Genomic DNA, 18,057 nt, shown 5'->3' with positions numbered 1-18,057 from the left:
GCGCGGCGTTCGCCACCGGCGGGCCGTGGCCCACCGGTGGCCCGCGAGCCTCAGCCGCCCGCCGCCCGCAGCCGGGCCTCGGCCGCCTCCAGCAGCAGGTCGAGGGCGTACGGGTAGCCGCTGCGGGGCATGTCGGCGGTGAGCAGGTGGGCGGTGGCCGCGATGTGCGGGTGGTCGGCGGCGTCGAGCCGGGCGTAGGAGGCCTGCCAGACCTGGAGGTCGGCGTTCTGGGCGGCGGCCGGGAGGGCGAGCGCGGCGGCGTCCAGCGCGGCGAAGCCGAGGCTCTGGTCGACGAAGGCGTGGTAGATCCGGACGGCCTCCGGGTCCGGGAAGCCCGCCGTGCGCAGGACGCCGAGGATCGCCTCGACGGCGGCGATCTCGTGGGTGCGGCCGGTGGTGCGGTGGGCGGCGAGGATGGCGGCCTGTGGGTGGGCCTGGTAGCTGGCGTGGATGCGCAGGCCGATGGCGCGCAGGTCGGTGCGCCAGTCGCCGGTGGGCTGCCAGCCGTGCTGGGCGCGGCCGATGAGTTCGTCGGCGATGGCGATCAGCAGGTCATCGGTGCTGTGGAAGTAGCGGTAGACCGCGCTCGGGTCGGCGCCCAGCGCGGCGCCGAGCCGTCGCACCGTGAGTGCCTCGGCGCCGTGCTGGCCGATCAGCCGGATCGCGGTGTCGACGATCAGCTCGGCGGACAGCACCACGCCCTGCTTGGTGGGGCGGCGCCGGCGTCGCTGCGGTTCGGGGACTACGCGGTCGGTCATGCGCAGAGGCTATGTCAATGCCGCTGACGTAGGCCAGGGGGCGGACGCCTCCACGGGCATCTCCCGCCCCCGCCCTCCCGCCGCAGCCCTCCCGCTCCCGGCCTCCGCCTCCTGCCCCCCGCCGTCGGCCGGACTCAGCCCTCGTTGTGGGCCGGGGCCCAGGAGGTGCCGTTGTGGAAGTAGTTCGGCGCGCCCTGCCTGCCCACGGTGCGGAACGGCTGCTGGTCGCCGAGGTCCACCCGCATCGTGCCCTTGCGGCCGTCCTTGGCGGTCCACACCAGTTCGAGGAACCAGCTGACGTCCTGGGACCGGGTGGAGGCGTCCACGTCGATGACCTGCGGGTCGGTGGCCGAGATCCGGTACGGGAAGTCCTTCGTGCCGGTCTTCCGCTCGCCCTCCCGGCCGGGGACGGGGACGAGGCGCGGCGTGGCCGCGTCGAGGTCGACCGCGAAGGACGCCGGTTCGAGCCCGCCGCCGCAGCCGGACCCGGGCGTGTAGGCGTTCCACTTGGGGGCGGGCCGGGTGCTGACCACCTGCACGGACATGGTGTTCAGTACGACGGTGTCCGAGCTGTCGCCCAGGGCGGTCAACTCGATGCGCAGGTGCCCGGCCGGGACCAGCCGCTGGGAGGCGGCCCAGCTGTCGATCCGGCCGGAGGACGACGGGGGCGGGGTCACCTGGGCGGGGGAGCGGGCGGAGAGGAACCACTGGTCGCAGGGGCTGCCCCAGTTGTTGTTGAGGACGCTGACGTGGAAGGGCGCGGGGGGCTCGTCGGGTGTCGCCGAGGCGCTCGCGGACGGGGTGTCCGCGGCGGCGGAGCCCGCGGGGGCCGGTGGCGCCGGGGCATCGGTGGGTGCGGTGCCGGCCGCCGCCGCGGTGGCGGCGACGGAGGGTGCGGCGGGCGAGGAGGCGGACGCGTTCGGGGTGCCGCCGGTGCTGCCGGTGCCGCCGGTGTCGCGCAGGAGGAAGCCGGAGACCACGGCGGCCAGCGCGACCACGGCGGTCGCGCTCAGCAGCACCCGGGTGCGGGCGAAGCGGCGCGGCCCGGCGGGCGGGGACGCGAGGTGGGTGGTCGTCACCTCCTGTTCCTCCTCCGGTGCGGCGGCGGACCGCGGGTCGGGTGCGGCTGCCGGCCGGTGCTGCGGCTCCGGCTCCGGTTGCGGTTCCGCCTCCGGTTGCGGCTGCGGTTGCGGCTGCGGTGCGGTCGCCGCTGGGGTGGCGGTCGGGGTGCCGGCGGCGGAGGTCTCCCGCCGGCGGGCCGCGTCGGCCAGGATCCAGCGGCGGTGCAGTTCGACCAGTTCCTCGGCGCCGGCCCCGCAGACCCGGGCCAGCCGTTCCACCGGCGCGTACTCGGTCGGTACGGCGGCGCCGTTGCAGTAGCGGTGCAGGGTGGAGGTGCTGACGTGCAGCCGAGTGGACAGGGCCCCGTAGCTGCGGCCCGAACGCTCCTTGAGTTCGCGCAGCATCGCCGCGAACTCCTCGGTCTCCACACTCATCTGCTGCCCTTCTCCCACCCCGGCCCGGGATGCCGGCGATGTGCGGATCACCGTACCGGCAGGCCCGGGCGGGGCTCTGAGCAGGGGAGTCGTGCGAGGCGGCAGGTCAGCTGCGGCCGGCCGTCTCCGTGGAGGCGGCCGCGTCGGCGACGCTCTCCCGGTACAGGCCGAGCTTCGGCTGCTTGCCGACCTTCGCGCCGGCGCCGAGCGGGAAGTTGCGGGTGTCGGCGTTGGGCATCTGGTCGTCGGGCAGGACGTTCAGTTCGTCCACGTCGGCCACGGCGCCGCTGCCGGGGTTGAGGTCGACCACCGCGTAGGTGCTCTTGCCGGGAGCCAGTGCGTGGGCGGGCGGGCCGCCCAGCCCGCCCGGAACCAGCGGGGTGAGGTCGTTGCCGTGGTTGGGGGCCTTCGAGCTGCCGAGGCTGATGAGCGGGTAGTAGCTCAGGCCGCAGTAGGCGGTGCCCTGGTTGTGCACCTCGATCACCCGCTGGTTGGGAGCCTCGGCCCGGGTGGTCACCTTGACCGTCAGCTTGTCGGCCTTGCAGGGGTGGGTGTAGGCGTAGGTCTCATCGCCACCGGCCGCGCCCCCGCCGCCCGTGGCGGGGGCCACGGGGTTCTTGGGGCGGGCGGAGCTGCCGCCGGCGGGCGCGGCGGCGGAGGGGGCCCCGGGGGCCGGGGCGGGAGCGCCGGCGGTCGGCTGGGCGGCGGGCGCGGCGGGGGCCGCGGTGCCGGGCGAGGCGGACTGGGCGGGCTTCGTGGGCTGGGCCGCGTCGCCGTTGTCGGCCCCACAGGCGGTCAGGGTGAGGGCGGCGCCCAGGGCGAGGGCGGCGGGCACGAACAGGGCACGGCGAGCGGACACGGCGCGGCGAGCGGACATGGAGGTTCCCCCGTAACGGTTGCGGATGAAGGAGTGGACCGGGCGGCGGGCCATCGGCGCCGACCGCTGAGCAGCACTCTGGTCCGCCGTCGGGCCGGTCCGCCAGGCTTCCCGGCCAAGCCGGGACGCTGGAACGGTTCCACCCCTCTGACCTGCGGTTTCACGCCTGCCTGGAACGGCCTTCCGGAACGATCCGGGGCCCTGTTCGCCGCTTCGCCGCCCCTCCCCTCCGGTGCTGGGACCGCTGCGGCCGGGCGCCGGTCCTCCGTCGAGGTGCGCCGACCCGCGCCCGGCGCACCTCGGTACGATCCCTCCATGGGTGGTGCGCGGGAAGAGGCCTGGGACGCCGAGGTGGCGGAGCGGGCGGTGGCGGTGCTGAAGGCAGTGGCGGACCCGTCGCGGTACCGGCTGCTGTGGGCGCTGAGCCGCCGGGAGCTGCCGGTGAGCGAGCTGGCCGAGCTGCTGGGGGCGCACGTGGCGTCGACCTCGCAGCACCTGGCGAAGCTGCGGGCGGCCGGGCTGGTGGTGGCGCGGCGGGAGGGGACGCGGATCTTCTACCGGGCCACGGAGGTGAGCGGGCTGCTCACCGAGGCTGCCCTGATCGCCCACGACCTGCCCGCGCGCCGCGACGGCGGCGACGACGGCGGTGCCGCCGCGGCCGGTGCGACCACGCCGCAGCCCTTCGCCCGCGCGGCCCGGGCGGTGCGCCGCCGCCCGGCGACCGGCTGAGTCCTCAGCGGCCCGGGGCCTCCGTCCGGTACTCCTGCCGGTCGGCGTCGTACGCGAAGAGCCCGGCGTAGCGGCCCCAGTCGGTCGCGGTCTCCAGTTGCCGGTCGGTCTGTTCGACGGTGTAGTGGAGGCCGAGCAGGTCGCGCAGGAAGCCGGTGCGGACGGTGGCGCCGGGCCGGCCGCCGAGGCTGTTGGCGATCAGCTTGATCAGCGGGACCTCCAGGGCCGCGGCGGCGAAGACGGCGCGGGAGTCCTGGGCGTCGGCCCCGGTGTAGGCGGCGCCGGCCTCGGTGAGCAGCAGGTCGTCGCCGTGGACCTCGGCGAAGCCGAGCAGGTCGAGGGCGTCGACCTGGGGGAGCAGGTCGTCGATGTCCAGGCCGAGTTCGTCGGCGAGGCCGGCCAGGTCGCAGCTTCCGCCCCGGTGGGCGATCGTCTCGGCGAGACCGGAGAGGCCGTCGACGCCGGCGGGGGGCAGCGGGGTGCCGGCGACGGTGCGGCGGTCGGGGTCGGGGTCGGGGTCGGTGCGGCCGGGCGGGCGGGTGTCCTTGGGCCGGCCGGTCATGATCCGGTACACCCGGTCCACCAGCTCGTCGAAGGGGGCCGAGCCGCGGTCGCGCGGCCGCTCCAGGGCGACCTCGACGGTCTCCCGGATGGTCCCGTAGGGGCGGGCGCCGAGGACCACGATGCGGTCGGCCATCAGCACCGCCTCCTCGATGTTGTGGGTGACCAGGACGACGGCCCGGGTGGGGAACTGGCCGGAGTCCCACAGCTCCATCAGCTCGCCGCGCAGGTTCTCGGCGGTGAGCACGTCGAGCGCGGAGAACGGCTCGTCCATCATCAGCACGTCCGGTTCGACGACCAGCGCCCGGGCGAAGCCGACCCGCTGGCGCATGCCACCGGAGAGCTCCTTGGGGTAGGCGGACTCGAAGCCGGCCAGGCCGATCAGGTCGACGGCCTGGGCAGCGGCCCGGGCGCGCTCCCGGGGCGGCACCCCGCGGGCCTCCAGGCCGAGCTCGACGTTCTGCCGGACGGTCAGCCAGGGCAGCAGCGCGAAGGTCTGGAAGACCAGCGCGGTGCCGGGGTTGGCGCCGGCGAGCGGGGTGCCGCGGTAACGGACGGTGCCGGAGCTGGGCGGGATGAGGCCGGCCAGACAGCGCAGCAGGGTGGACTTGCCGGAGCCCGAGCGTCCGAGCAGGGCGACGATCTCCCCGGCCCGCACGGTGAGGTCGATGCCGGAGAGCACCGGCAGTTCGCCGGCGGCCCCGGCGTAGGCCTTGGTCAGGCCGACGGTCTCCAACAGCACCTCGTCGTCCCGGTCGGGACCGGGGACGGGCTCGACGGCACGGGAACGGAACGGGAAGCGCATCGGCGGACTCCGGACTACAGCGAGTAGCGGCGCTCGGCCAGCCGGTACAGCCGGCGCCAGAGCAGGCGGTTGAGGGCGACGACGTACAGGGTCATCACCGCGACCCCGGCGAGCAGGTGCGGGTGGTCGCCGTGCTCGGCGGCGCGGGCGATGTACGCGCCGAGGCCGGTCGCGGTCAGGGTGGTGCCGCCGAAGGTGACCACCTCGGCGACGATGGAGGCGTTCCAGGCGCCGCCGGAGGCGGTGATGCCGCCGGTGACGTACGACGGGAAGATCCCGGGGATGATCAGCCGCCGCCAGCGCTGGAGGCCGCGCACCCCGAGGTCGTCCATGGCCTCGCGCAGGTCGGCGGGGACGGCCATGGCGCCGGCGATGGCGTTGAACAGGATGTACCACTGGGAGCCGAGGGCCATCAGCAGGATGCCGCCGAGGTCGATCGACACCCCGGTGCGCAGCAGCAGCCAGACCGCGAACGGGAAGAGGAAGTTGGCCGGGAAGCCGGCCAGCACCTGGACGACGGGCTGGGCGATCCTGGTGAGCCGGGGTGAGAAGCCGATCTTCACGCCGATCGGCACCCAGACCACGGTGGCCACCGCGACCAGCACGACCACCCGGGCGAGGGTGGCGAGCCCGAGCAGCAGCGGCTCGCCGAAGACGCCGAGGCCGGTGCGGTCGGCGAGGTAGCCGCCGAGGTCGACGACGCCCCACAGCACGATGCCGCCCGCGACGAGGGCGAAGGCCACGTCCCCGGCCCGCCGCCGGCCAGGGTCGACGGCCGGTGGGCGGTCGGCGGTGCCGAACACCCGTCCGGCCCGGTTCAGGGCCCGTCCGGCGGGGCGCAGCGCCCCGCCGAGCGCGGCGGGCAGGCGGGAGCGGCGCAGCAGGTCCAGCACGATCGAGCGCTGCACCTCGGTGGCCTCGGACTGCTCGTTCTTGAACCGTTCGGCCCAGGCGGTGAGCGGCCGCCAGAACAGGAAGTTGACGCCGACCACCAGCACCACCATGGTGGCGATCGCCCAGCCGACCCGGCCGAGGTCCCCGGCGGCGACGGCCGCGCCCGCGTACGAGCCGACCCCGGGCAGCGCGTACCGCTGGTTGTCGACGCTGATCGCCTCCGAGGCGACCAGGAAGAACCAGCCGCCGCCGAAGCCGAGCATGCCGTTCCAGACCAGGCCGATCATGCCCGAGGGCAGTTCGACCTTCCAGAACCGCGTCCACCGGTTGAAGCCGAACGAGCGGGACAGTTCGTCGAGTTCACGCGGCAGCGAGACCAGCGCCTGGTAGAGGGCGAAGGTCATGTTCCACGCCTGGGAGGTGAAGATGGCGAACACGGCGGCGCATTCGAGGCCGAGCATCGAGCCGGGGAAGAGGGCGAGGAAGCCGGAGACCGCGACGCTCAGGAAGGCGAGCACCGGCACCGACTGGAGGATGTCCAGCGCCGGGATCAGCACCCGCTCCAGCCGGCGGCTGCGGGCGGCGGCGTAGGCGTAGCAGAAGGTGAAGACGACCGAGACGGCGAGTGCGGCGAACATCCGCAGCAGCGAGCGCAGCGCGTCGTACGGCAGCCGGGCCGGGTCGGTGTCGACGGCCGCGTTCCGGGCGGTGGAGAACCGGACGGTGCCGCCCTGGCCGAGGCGCAGCGCGAGGTAGAGCAGCACCAGGACGGCGGCCGCGACGACGAGGTCCACCCACAGCCGCCCGCCGAGGCGGCTCGCCGTCCGGGTGGGCAGCGACCCTCGGGACGGGCCCGGGGCGGACTTCAGCAGGGTCATGGCGGTACCTCCGGCGCAAACCCGGGCAGTCTGCTCCCTCGGTACGTCCGTATGCAAACCCGTACCGCCCCGGGGGCCGCTGCCCCGTGCCTACCGGGCGGGAACGGATCCGGAGCGTCGCCGGTCCGCGGGGGCCAGCCGGGGGTCGTACTTGTAGCCGATCTGCCGGACGGTGGCGATCGCCTCCCGGTGCCCGGGCCCGAGCTTGCGCCGGATCCGGGCGATGTGGGTGGCGACGGTGCGGGAGTCACCGGAGTCCGGGCGGCCCCAGACGGCCTCCATCAGCTGGCGCCGGGAGTGCACCCGCAGGGGGTTGCCGACCAGGTGCGCGAGCAGCTCGAACTCCAGGTACGGCATGGTGAGTTGACGGCCCTCGACGGTGACGGTGCGCTGCTCGGTGTCCACCACCAGGCCGGGCGCGGGAGCGGGCCGCGGGGCCGGGCGCCGGCCCGGGGCGGGGTGGTCCGGGAAGAGGGCGTCGAGCCTGGGGTAGCGCAGGGCCATGGCGGAGGGGCTCCTTCGGGGTCTGGGCGGACGGGGAATGTGCGAGCCGGTCGGCTCAGTGGCTCAGCGCGGTCTGGACGATCTTGACGACGACCATGGCCATCGCGAGCAGCAGGTAGGCGCGCAGGGCGCCCATGCCGACCTTGCGGGCGGTGGACATCACCGGCGTGTCGAGGGTCTCCAGCGGGGGCATCCGCCAGCTCTCCCGGCCGGTGCGGTCGACGGTGTCCTCCTTGGTGCCGCGGCGGCCGAAGGTGAAGGAGTACCCGGCGACGAGGACGCCGGCGATGCCGCAGCCGGCCATGATCCACAGGATCGCCCCGGAGCTGATGTCCGGCCAGACCACGGCGGCGGTGAGGATCAGCGAGAGCATCACCAGCACGCCGACCACCGCCGAGGTGAAGGCGTTGGTCCTGGGGCCGTTCACCCAGGGGCCGAGCACGGCCTTGTCGTTGCAGAGCAGCAGCAGGAAGACCGTCGCGGAGGGCAGCAGCACCCCGGCCAGCACCTGGACGAACTGGGTCATCAGGCCCTGGGTGTAGTCGGTGGACAGCAGGGTGATCGCCGCTGCCGTGACCACCAGGCCGGCGTAGATCCCGTAGAAGCCCTTGGCGCCCTTGACCCCGCGGTGCAGCGAGTGCTTGATGCCGAACACGTCGCCGATCGCGTACGCGGTGGACAGGGACACCGCGAAGGCGCCGATGATCGAGGCGTCCAGCAGTGCGATGGCGAACAGCACGCCGGCGAGGTGGCCGGCCTTGTCCTCGATGCCCCGGGCGACGGCGGCCGCGTCGGAGAACTGGCCGAAGCCGTCGGTGCCCGCGAAGGCGGCGGCGGTGAAGCCCATCATCGCGGCGGCGCCGACGATCACGATCACGATGCCGATCCACAGGTCGGCCTTCTCGTACGTCATGAAGCGCGGGGTGATCCGCTTGTCGATGACGTAGGACTGCTGGAAGAACAGCTGCCACGGGGCGACGGTGGTGCCGACGATGGAGATGATCACCAGCATCACGGCCGCGAGCCGGCCGGACCCGCCCGGCATGCTCGGGACGACGAAGTCGTGCGCCATCTGCGAGGTCTTCGGGTGGACCATGAAGTAGATCGGCACCAGCAGCAGGGAGCCCATGCACAGCGTCACGGCGACCCGCTCGAAGCGCCGGAAGGAGCCGGTGAAGGCCGAGGCGACGATGATCCCGGCCGCCAGCACCACCGAGGCCACCTTCGGCAGGCCCAGGTACCCGGCCGCGAGCGTGACCCCGATGAACTCCGTGACCAGCGTCAGCGCGTTCAGCAGGAACAGGTCGATGACGCTGAACGCGCCCCAGAACCTGCCGAAGCGCTCCAGGATCAGCCGGGCGTGCCCGACGCCGGTGACGGCGCCCAGGCGCAGCACCATCTCCTGGTTGACGTAGAGCACCGGGACCAGCATCAGCAGCGTCCACAGCAGCTGGGTGCCGTAGTTCTGGCCGGCCTGCCCGTAGGTGGAGAAGGCGCCGGCGTCGTTGTCGCCGACCATCACGATCAGGCCGGGTCCGACGATCGCGAGCAGGGTCTTGAGTCGCGCCGACAGGCCCTGGCGGGGCGTGTCGTCGTCGAGCCGGATGGTGCCGAGCGCGCCCTTGATGTCGCCGAGGTGCGCGTCGTCCAGGACGGCCGAACGCGGCTCGGGGACCGTGGAGTCGAGAGTGGCGTGGGTGGTCATGGGGTTCCTCCCTGGGCCCCGGACGGGCGGGGCGGGTCGGAGGCAGGCGGCAGCGCTCCCTGCAAGCGGGCACGGCGCATCGGCGCGCGGCGGCGCGGCCCGTACGGGTGGCGTGCGGGCACGGCGAAGCCGCGTGCGGAAGTGACGTGTCGTCATGGCTGACGGGTCGTCAGGGCATCGTGCAGGGAAAGGTGTTACCGCATGCCGGAGGTGTACGAGGGCAAGCGGGGGCAGGGGCAACTGTGGCCCGGACTACTGCAATCCATGTCTCTCGCCTCCTCCCGGCCGGCGCACCCCGTGGTGCGTGTCATCGACGCGGCAAGGAGTTCACCGGCCCGCGCAACGCGACCGCCGGTTCACCCCAACTCGTCAGAGCTTAGCCCCGCCTGAGGGCCATACTTGCGCACTTGGTAGAATCTTTACCTTTGGGTGCGCGGAGGAAGGGCAGGTGCGGCGAGCGGTCACGCGCCCGGCAGGCTGCCGAGGACGGCGGCCACCTCGGTGCGCCGGGCGACCTCCAGCAGTGCGCGGGCCATCACCGAGCCGGGCTCCCGGGCGGCGATCACCAGCCCGATCGGCGCGCTGTGCACCGGCTCGGCCAGCGGAACGGCCTGCATCCCGTGCGGCACGCCGAACACGTGCAGCCAGGCGTACGGCACGATGCTCGCCCAGTGCCCGGTGCGGACGTGGGCGAAGAGCGAGGCCACCGAGTCCGTCTCGACCCGGGGTGTCGGCTCCAGCCCGAGGCCCGCGAACACCTCGTCCAGCACCCGGCGGCCCTGCATGCCCGGATGCAGCAGGCACAGCGGCAGCCGGGAGGCCTCCTCCCAGGTCGCCCGCGGGTGCCGGGCCAGCTCGTCGGCCGGGCCGGTCAGCAGTACGTACCGCTCCTCGTAGAGCGGGAGCGTGCGCAGGTCGTCGGTGCCCGGCCCGGACAGGTAGGTGATGCCCGCGTCGATCTCGAAGTTCCTTACCTGGCGCAGGAGGTCCTCGGAGCGCAGGTCGGTGGACAGCTCCACCGCGGCCAGCGGGTGCGCGGCGCAGAACGGCCCGGTGAGCAGCGAGACGGCCCCCGAGGCGGTCGGCACCGAACCGATCCGCAGCCGTCCGCTCAGGCCGGTGCGCAGCGCGTCCACCTCGTCCCGCAGGGCGTCCCGGTCGGCCAGGATGCGCTGTGCCCACAGCACGATCCGCTCGCCCTCGGGGGTCAGGCCCTCGTAGGTGCGGCCGCGCCGCACCAGCAGCACCCCGAGTTCGTCCTCCAGCTTGCGCAGGCCCTCGGAGAGAGCGGGCTGGGAGACGTGGCAGGCCTGGGCGGCGCGGGCGAAGTGGCGCTCGCGGGCGAGCGCGACGAGGTACTCGAGCCGGCGGAAGAGCATCTACCCGACCCTGGTGGTGTCGATGCGGTCGGTGCGGGTGTAGACGTTCATCGAGTCGCCGCGCAGGAAGCCGACCAGGGTCAGCCCGCTCTCCTCGGCGAGGTCCACGGCCAGCGAGGACGGCGCGGAGACCGCCGCGAGCACCGGGACGCCCGCCATCACGGCCTTCTGCACCAGCTCGAAGGAGGCCCGGCCGCTGACCATCAGCACCGTGCCGCGGGCCGGCAGCAGGCCCTCGCGCAGGGCGTGGCCGACCACCTTGTCCACGGCGTTGTGCCGGCCCACGTCCTCGCGCAGGCACAGCAGCCGCCCGTCGGCGTCGAACAGCCCGGCCGCGTGCAGGCCCCCGGTGCTGTCGAAGACCTTCTGGGCGGCGCGCAGTCGCTCGGGCAGCGCGGAGAGCAGCCCGGGGGCGACGCGCAGCCCGTCCTCGGCGACGCTCCACGGTGCGGTGGTGCGCACCGCGTCCAGGCTGGCCTTGCCGCACAGGCCGCAGGAGGAGGTGGTGTAGAAGTTGCGCTCCAGCGAGGCGTCGGGGGCGGGCACACCGGGGGCGAGCAGGACGTCCACCACGTTGTAGGTGTTGCCGCCGTCGGCGGTGGCGCCGGCGCAGTAGCGGATGCCGGCCACCTGCTCGGCGGCGTGCACCACGCCCTCGCTGACCAGGAAGCCGGCCGCCAGGTCGAAGTCGCTGCCGGGGGTGCGCATGGTCACCGTCAGCGGGCGCCCGCCGACGCGGATCTCCATCGGCTCCTCGGCGGCCAGGGTGTCGGGCCGGTACGAGGGCGCGCCCTGGCGCAGGCGCAGCACTCGGCGGGGTACGGTCACTCGGCCCATGGTCGTCGGCTCCTCGGTGGTGTCGGCCCGACGCTCAGCGGTGTCGGTCCGGTCCTGGACGGTGTCGGTCCGATCCGTGCGGACTCTGTGGATGCATCCTCGCGCGTCGGGCGGCCCGGGGGTGCCGCGGGGTGGTCCGGCCCGGGCAGGTGGCGGCGGCTGTGCACGGCGGTGACCGCCAGGCAGAGCAGTCCGACGGCCGCCATGCCCGCCAGCAGCGCCGGGTAGGAGGCGTGGCCGGCGGTGCCGGCGAGCAGCAGCGGGGTGAGGAAGCCGCTGGAGGTGGTGCTCTGGTAGAGCGAGGCGGAGGTCGGTCCGGAGGACCGCGGGGTCAGCCGCTCCACCTCGTGCAGCCCCGCGCCGAGCGTCAGCCCGTACCCGGTGCCGAGGACGACGGCGGCGGCCACCACCAGGCCCACCGAGTCGCGGTCGGCGGCGAGGGCGCCGAGCAGCAGCCCGGCGATCACGGTGGCCATCGCGGTGAGGGTGGCCCGGGCGCTGTCCGCGTCGTCCAGCCGGGCGGCGAAGGGCTGGGCGACCACGCCCGTGGCCAGGGTCAGCGCCGCGACCAGGCCGCTGAACAGCGGCGCGTAGCCGGGCACCCGGTCGGCGACCAGTGGCGGCAGCACCACGTACGCCACGGTGGCGGCGCCGAGCACGGCCGGGCTGGCGGGGAGGACGACGTAGCGGAACCGGGGGTGGCGGACGGCCGCCGTGCGGTGCGGTGCCGTGCCGCCGCCCGCGAGGGTGGTCTCCGGGAGTCCGCGGGTGGCCCGCAGGACCAGCAGGCAGCCCAGCGCATGGGCGAGGCCGGGCAGCACCATCGGGCCGGGCAGCCACTCGGCGATCACCCCGGAGGCCAGCGCGCCCGCCGCGAAGCCCGTACCGGTGGCGTACATCGCCCGACGGGCTCCCTGCTCGGGCGGGACGGCGGGTCCGGAGAGCTCGCGCAGCCAGGCCGTGCCGGCCAGGAAGACCAGCCCGGCCGCGAAGCCGGTGGCCAGCCGGGCGGCGTACACGGACGGCTCGTCCGCCAGGGCCAGGACGACGCTGGCGGCGGCGGACAGGCCCAGCGCGGCGCGCACCGTCCGCCGCCGGCCGTACCGGTCGGCGGCGGGCCCGCCCAGCAGCAGGCCGGGCACCAGGCCGACCAGGTAGACCGAGAACATCGCGGCCAGCGAGAGCGCCGACCAGTCGGTGTGCGCCCGGTACACGGTGGCCAGCGCGGTGAACTGGTTGGCGCCCCAGGCGGCGACGGCGACGGCGGCCGCCGCCGGGAGCCAGCGGGCGGTGCGGGACGGGGGCATCTGCTCGCTCTGCTCGGTTTCTCTCGCGGGACTTTCCGGGCGGCTGGGAACACCCGCGAATTCGATGAATTCGGTGAATTCGGTGAATCCGGCACAGTGCGGGAAAGAGGGGCGAGGGCCGCCTTCTCTCCGGGATTCCGGGCGCTTCCGCCGGGCCGCTCGTCCAGTGTGTGGCATGCCGTCGTGGCACGTCAAAGAGGCAGTCCCTGTGGCCCGATAAGTGACGCCTATCAAGCGTGCGGCAGGTACGGCCGGACCGTCGTCCGGCAATTGCGCCGGGAATTGCGCCGGGAATTGCGCCGGGAATTGCGCCGGGAATTCCGCTGCGGTGGTTCGACCCGCCGGAGGTTCAACCCGCCTGCGGGCCGTCGCTGCCGATCGACAGCACGACCGCGCTGGCCGCGCCGACCGGGGTCTCGTAGTTCACCGTCTCCCCGGGATGCCGCCCGAGCAGTGCCTTCCCGAGCGGGCTGTCGAAGGTCACCAGGGTGAGGTCCCGCTCCTCCGCCACCTCCGAGATCTCGACGGTCTCCTCCATGCCGTCGCCGAACCGCACGGTCACCGTCGATCCCACCCCCACCACGCGCGCGGACGGCTCCCCGGCCACCTCGGCCTCCCGCAGCCGCGTCTCCAGCTCGGCGATCCGCCGGTCCAGCCGGGTCACCTCCGACGCCCGCTGCAACTCGTCCGCCGCGTCCGCCGAATCCCCCGTCGGCTCCACCCCGCGCAGCGTCGCGGCCACCTTCCCCCGCTGCTCCCGCAGCTGCGCCAATTCCTCCTGCACCGCACGCAGGCCCTCGGCACTGATCGGTTCCGGCCCACCGCTCATGGCAAGCTCCCGGGTCTCTCACGGAACACTCGAACACCGGCCGCCTCCCATTACCCCACCCCACCGGGGCCGGGGCAACTCCGTGTCCGGCCTCGGCTGCGGAACGGCCGGCGCCGGGCCGGCGCATCGCGGGGGTCTGGTCCCGGACGGCCTCCTCGGCGACTCGGCGGGGCGGCCGGTCAGCCGGTGAGCAGCTCGCCCGGCCGGGGCTGTGGCGCCTGTGCGGGGATGGCCGGCCCGAGGAAGGCGCTGGGTGTGCCGTGCCAGGACACGCGCAGGGCCTCGCGTGCGCGTGTGCACGCCACGAAGAGCAGGCTCAGCTCGCCGTTGAGGTCCTCCTGGTGCTGCTGCGGGTCGGTTTCCACCGGGGTGAGCGCGCTGCGCATGGGCACCAGGCCGTCGCTCACGCCCACCACGGCGACGCAGCGGAACTCCAGCCCCTTCATCCGGTGCATGGTGCCGACCCGCACACCGGGGGACGGAGCGTTGCCGAGCAGGTAGACCGGTGTTCCGGCCTGCTCCAGGGTCTGGGCGACGTCGCGGCCGAGTTGGACGGTCCGGACGGCGACGCCGATGTCCTCCGGGGCCACCCCCGAGGCGGTCCACTCCTCGATGCGGGCGACGAGTGCCCGGATCTCCTCGGCCTTGTCGGCGTGACCGTGCGTCTCGGGGCGCGCCCCGTGCAGGGTCGAGTGGTAGCCGACGAGGGACTCCTCCCCGCCGTCCATGTCGTCCGGGCGCTCGCCGGTGAGCAGGGACGCGGACCAGCTGAGGATTTCGTGCGTGGTCCGGTAGTTGACTCGCAGCCGGGAGGACCGCCCGACCACCTGGATCCCGAGTGAGCGCAGCGAGACCTTGTTCCCGTAGATCCGCTGGTGCGGGTCGCCGGAGAGGAAGAGGTCGTCCGGCCCGGGCGCGACGACCGCGCGGAGGAACCTCCACTGCGCGGGGTGCAGGTCCTGCGCCTCGTCGATCACCACGTGTCGGAACGGGCGGTCGTCCTGTTCGTCGAGCACCCGCGCGGCCTGCGCGCAGACCTGGAGGAACGTCCACTCCCCGGTCTGCCGCAGGTCCTCCTCGAACGCGGCCACCGCGCGCCACAGTTGGGCCTTCTTCAGCGGACCGAGGGCCGTACCCCGGCCGGTCCGGGGTGCCTTCAGGTACTGCTCCGCGCTCTCGATCGCCTGGGCCAGGACGACCTGCCGCCACTCCTGGTCCAGGAACACGTCGGTGAAGTCGACCCCTAGCCGGCCGGCGATCCGGCCCCAACGGGCGAGGACCGCACGCTGGTTGAAGACGATCTTCAGTGGAGCGCCGCCGCGCGAGCGGCGGAGGACCTCGTTCGCCAACGCGTCGACGGTGACCACCCGGACCTTCGCCCTGATCCGCTCGTCCGTGACGAGCAGCGCGAGGCAGCGTTCCAGCTCCGCGGCGAGGTCCTTGGTGAAGGTGGTCAGCAGAATCGATCCGTCGGGCGCGTCCGGCGGCAACCGGCGCGCCAGGTGGTAGGCGCGGTGCAGGGCCACCACGGTCTTGCCGGTCCCGGGGCCGCCGGTGACGCGGGCGGGCCCGTTGTACGAGTCCCGGTAGGCGATCCGGTACTGGGCCGGGTGCAGGAAGATCCGCCATGCGTCGAACGGGCGCTCCAGGATCTCCAGCAGTTCCTCGGGGCAGGACACCAGGGCGACCCGGCCGCGCGCGTGGGCCATCGCCGAGACCAGCCCGTCCTCGGACTGCTCGGTGCTCGCCGGAGCCGCCGCCCGCGCGTACGCCTGGACGATCTCACGGTCGATGTCGGCCGGCTCCAGTCCGCTCGCGAGGCCGATCAGGACGTCGAACTGCTGCTCCGGCAGGACCCGGTGGAGCGCTTCGAGATGGGTTTCGTCGGGCAGCAGCCGGATGATCGGCAGGATCTCCTCGTCGATGCCCAGGCTGCGCAGGACCTTGTCGGAACGGCCGGCGAAGAGCCGCCGGGGTTCCTCGGAGGCCAGGGTCTTCAGCGACTCGGTGGCGCGTTCCAGCGCGACGTCGTTGCGGATCTCGATGCCCTGGGTGGCGGTGTTGACCGAGCCGCGGTGCTTGCACGCCCAGTCGTTGGCCTTGTCGTGCGGGAGGACCTTCAGGAGCAGGTAGCTGTCGCCCTCGTCCTCCTTGAGGACCACCCCGCGCCAGAAACCGGTGATCCGGATGGTCCGGATCCGAGGGTCCCGCTGATTGGTGAGCTTCTCCAGGTGAATGCCGGTGTGCGTGGCCTCGGTGAACTTCTCGAAGGTCTCGAACACCCGCCGCTGCACGGACTTCTCCAGCGCCGCGAACTCCAGCAGGAAGTCCCGGTGCATACCCAGCGTCGCCACACGGGCCCCCTTGCGCCTCACTCGGACGGGCAGTGCGCTCACTGTACTGGCCTTGGTGATCACTCGGGCGCGCGCTACCAGCTGGAACGCCCCCTGAGGCGGGGGTCGAAGGGACACGAACACCCTTCGGACGGTTTCCGCGGATGTCCGGACGGCCGCGTGCCGGTTCGGCAGCGCTGTCGGACGCACGCTCCTTCCGCCGGACCACTGGAGTTCCGGACGGGTTCCCCCTCCAGAGGCACCGGCATCATTCACCGGGACGATGCCGGCGAATCGGCTGACGCCGAAGGCTGTGAGCATGAAGACGACGACACGGCCCTCGGCCGCTCCCCCCGCAGGCGACACCGAGCGACCCGTTCCGCGCTGGGCCACCGCCGCGGCGCGGGCCATCCCCCTGGTGGGACTGCCCGCGTGCCTGTGGCGGCTGCCGTTCGCGTTCGGCTTCACCATGGGGACGGTGCAGGAACAGACGTACAGCTGGTGGGTGATCGCGCCTTACGTCTTCACCCTGAGCGCGGTCTCGGAGTGCCTCGCCCTGCTCTCCATCGGCCTGGTGCGCGGGTGGGGCGAGGTCGTGCCCGGCTGGGTCCCGGTGATCGGCGGCCGGCGGGTCGCGCCGGCCGCGGCGATCGTGCCGGCGACCCTCGGCGGGCTGGTGCTGACCGGCGTACTGGTCGAGTGGTCGCTCGGGATCCTCGGTGTCATCCCCGGCCTGCACTACACCAACGACTCGTGGCGGGTGCTGGCAGTGTGCTGCCAGGCCCTGATGGTCCTGTGGGGTCCGCTGCTGCTGGCCGTCACCTACGCCTACTGGGTGCGGCGCTGCCGCTGAGCTCGCACCGGCGGTGCGGGAAGCCGGACCCGGCGGTCGTGAGCACGGTGCTCACCGCACACGGCTCTCCGGGACGGTTCACCTGCCGGGCTCGACTCACTACGGATTCTCCGCAGTGACGCACGACGGATATTCTTTCCCGCTGTTCACCACGAAGTTGCCGCTCGCGTCTTTGACCTTCATCGGGCGGACCTGTTGCATGAGCGGATCCGACATGAATTTCGCCGGCCAGCAGGTCAGCGCGTTCACCTGCGCCCCCTCCATCGAGCGCACGCCGGTCAGATCGGCCCGACTCAAATTCGAACTGAGCAACAGGGCCTCTTGCAGAGTGGCCCCTTTGAAAACGGTTTTGGAGAGATCCGCCCCGATGAAGTTCGTGCCAGTCAGGTTGGCGTCCGTGAAGTCGGCCCCGCGCAGAACGGTGTCGCGGAACTGGAATCCCGACAGATCGACTCCCTTGAAATCGGCGTCACGCATGTCCTTGCCGTTGAAGCTGATCCCCTCGATCGAGTGCTTCCCCGGAGAGAATCCGTAGAGTTCGGAGGCTACCGTCACGCTGGCATGCCAGGTTGCCTCTTCCTGGGCCGTCTCCAGGGATTTCGTAAGAAACTGGACGGACAGTGACACCGCAAATCCCGTGATAAGACCTCCACCCATGCCGGAAAGAATGCCGCTCTCGATCGAGTGCGCGCCGGATGCCAGTCGCCAGGCGATGACTGCCATCAGGACCCCCAGGACGACCAGCAAGAAGACGACAGCCCACTGCCAGGGCTCGATCCCGCGCAGCATCGGGTACCCATCCCTTCATGTGAGTTTCAGGAATTTGGAAAGATGAGCCGACAAAAATTCAAACAATTCGCCGATTACTAGGCGAACTATATTTTCTGGCAGCGTGATCCGCATTTTCTCGGACCCGTTCGAGTGATGATCCGGCGCATCTCTTCTTCCAGTGAGGGGCCCGCTGAGTTTTTCGGAATGGTCGGGGGCCGCGTTTTCATGGGCTGGGGTACCAGTGGGCTCGGAATGTCCGCCAGCAGTGCCCTCACAAAGGCGAACGCCGTCGCCCGCGGCTCCGACCGCTCGAAACGCCCGGCGACACGGCGTCAGGGGGACCGGCATGGCGAGGGAGCCTGGACGGGCGAGGAGGCCGCGGCCGTGCGCGAAGCTCCTCCGCGCGGGGCTGGACCTCTGGGAACAGGCTGTGCAGGGTGTCGGCACCGGTTGATCGGATCCACGAGTCTTCCGCGCGTACTCGGCTCAACTGCCGCTGTGGTACCAGGCGGAAGCGGCGCCTCGCTCTGCGGAGCGAGGC

At 72.9% G+C, this 18,057-nt stretch carries 15 protein-coding genes; 2 read left to right on the top strand and 13 right to left on the bottom strand.

Annotation, left to right across the window (positions count from 1 at the left end; translation table 11 throughout):
* Window positions 1-50 precede the first annotated feature (50 nt).
* The 3 genes from ACFU7Y_RS00875 to ACFU7Y_RS00865 form a co-directional block, all read right to left on the bottom strand.
* On the bottom strand, window positions 51-758 hold the full coding sequence (locus tag ACFU7Y_RS00875) for a TetR/AcrR family transcriptional regulator (protein ID WP_224285467.1): 708 nt from the start codon (window positions 756-758) through the stop codon (window positions 51-53).
* A gap of 134 nt (window positions 759-892) precedes the next feature.
* Window positions 893-2,254: a helix-turn-helix domain-containing protein gene (locus tag ACFU7Y_RS00870; protein WP_380765830.1), complete on the bottom strand. Its 1,362-nt coding sequence runs from the start codon at window positions 2,252-2,254 to the stop codon at window positions 893-895.
* A gap of 106 nt (window positions 2,255-2,360) precedes the next feature.
* Entirely contained in the window at window positions 2,361-3,131 is a 771-nt protein-coding gene (locus tag ACFU7Y_RS00865; RefSeq protein ID WP_380765828.1) for a hypothetical protein, read from the bottom strand.
* A 315-nt stretch (window positions 3,132-3,446) separates the two neighbouring features.
* On the opposite strand from ACFU7Y_RS00865, the gene ACFU7Y_RS00860 reads away from it, so the two are divergent.
* Window positions 3,447-3,860, top strand: a complete 414-nt coding sequence (locus ACFU7Y_RS00860; RefSeq protein WP_380765826.1) for an ArsR/SmtB family transcription factor — start codon at window positions 3,447-3,449, stop codon at window positions 3,858-3,860.
* A gap of 4 nt (window positions 3,861-3,864) precedes the next feature.
* On the opposite strand, the gene ACFU7Y_RS00855 is transcribed toward ACFU7Y_RS00860, so the two are convergent.
* The 9 genes from ACFU7Y_RS00855 to ACFU7Y_RS00815 form a co-directional block, all read right to left on the bottom strand.
* On the bottom strand, window positions 3,865-5,226 hold the full coding sequence (locus ACFU7Y_RS00855) for a nitrate/sulfonate/bicarbonate ABC transporter ATP-binding protein (RefSeq protein ID WP_380765824.1): 1,362 nt from the start codon (window positions 5,224-5,226) through the stop codon (window positions 3,865-3,867).
* A 14-nt stretch (window positions 5,227-5,240) separates the two neighbouring features.
* On the bottom strand, window positions 5,241-6,998 hold the full coding sequence (locus ACFU7Y_RS00850) for an ABC transporter permease subunit (protein ID WP_224279146.1): 1,758 nt from the start codon (window positions 6,996-6,998) through the stop codon (window positions 5,241-5,243).
* 90 nt (window positions 6,999-7,088) lie between these two features.
* Window positions 7,089-7,502: a winged helix-turn-helix domain-containing protein gene (locus ACFU7Y_RS00845; protein WP_380765822.1), complete on the bottom strand. Its 414-nt coding sequence runs from the start codon at window positions 7,500-7,502 to the stop codon at window positions 7,089-7,091.
* A 55-nt stretch (window positions 7,503-7,557) separates the two neighbouring features.
* Window positions 7,558-9,207 (bottom strand): NRAMP family divalent metal transporter, encoded by a 1,650-nt coding sequence (locus ACFU7Y_RS00840; RefSeq protein ID WP_380765820.1) that lies wholly within the window; start codon window positions 9,205-9,207, stop codon window positions 7,558-7,560.
* Between the two features lie 461 nt (window positions 9,208-9,668).
* Window positions 9,669-10,586, bottom strand: coding sequence for a LysR family transcriptional regulator (locus ACFU7Y_RS00835; protein ID WP_224279150.1), 918 nt, complete (start codon window positions 10,584-10,586; stop codon window positions 9,669-9,671).
* Window positions 10,587-11,423, bottom strand: coding sequence for a formate dehydrogenase accessory sulfurtransferase FdhD (gene fdhD, locus ACFU7Y_RS00830; protein ID WP_224279151.1), 837 nt, complete (start codon window positions 11,421-11,423; stop codon window positions 10,587-10,589). It lies immediately after the preceding gene.
* Window positions 11,411-12,730: an MFS transporter gene (locus ACFU7Y_RS00825; RefSeq protein WP_224279160.1), complete on the bottom strand. Its 1,320-nt coding sequence runs from the start codon at window positions 12,728-12,730 to the stop codon at window positions 11,411-11,413. Before ACFU7Y_RS00825 ends, fdhD begins: the two co-directional genes overlap by 13 nt.
* A gap of 349 nt (window positions 12,731-13,079) precedes the next feature.
* Window positions 13,080-13,559 (bottom strand): GreA/GreB family elongation factor, encoded by a 480-nt coding sequence (locus tag ACFU7Y_RS00820; protein ID WP_224279162.1) that lies wholly within the window; start codon window positions 13,557-13,559, stop codon window positions 13,080-13,082.
* A 179-nt stretch (window positions 13,560-13,738) separates the two neighbouring features.
* Window positions 13,739-15,913 (bottom strand): UvrD-helicase domain-containing protein, encoded by a 2,175-nt coding sequence (locus ACFU7Y_RS00815; RefSeq protein WP_224279164.1) that lies wholly within the window; start codon window positions 15,911-15,913, stop codon window positions 13,739-13,741.
* 298 nt (window positions 15,914-16,211) lie between these two features.
* Between ACFU7Y_RS00815 and ACFU7Y_RS00810 the strand changes: the two genes are divergently transcribed.
* Complete coding sequence (locus tag ACFU7Y_RS00810; RefSeq protein ID WP_224279166.1) at window positions 16,212-16,745, top strand: hypothetical protein; 534 nt, start codon at window positions 16,212-16,214, stop codon at window positions 16,743-16,745.
* 99 nt (window positions 16,746-16,844) lie between these two features.
* Here the strand turns inward: ACFU7Y_RS00810 and ACFU7Y_RS00805 are convergent, their stop codons facing one another.
* The gene (locus ACFU7Y_RS00805; RefSeq protein WP_224279167.1) at window positions 16,845-17,534 is read right to left on the bottom strand and encodes a pentapeptide repeat-containing protein; all 690 of its coding nucleotides are present in this window, start codon (window positions 17,532-17,534) and stop codon (window positions 16,845-16,847) included.
* Window positions 17,535-18,057: the final 523 nt, after the last annotated feature.

The organism is Kitasatospora sp. NPDC057542, assembly GCF_042801945.1.
Classification (GTDB): Bacteria; Actinomycetota; Actinomycetes; order Streptomycetales; family Streptomycetaceae; genus Kitasatospora.
The sequence above is the reverse complement of the archived record's forward strand: the minus strand, read 5'-3'. Positions and strand labels throughout refer to the sequence as shown.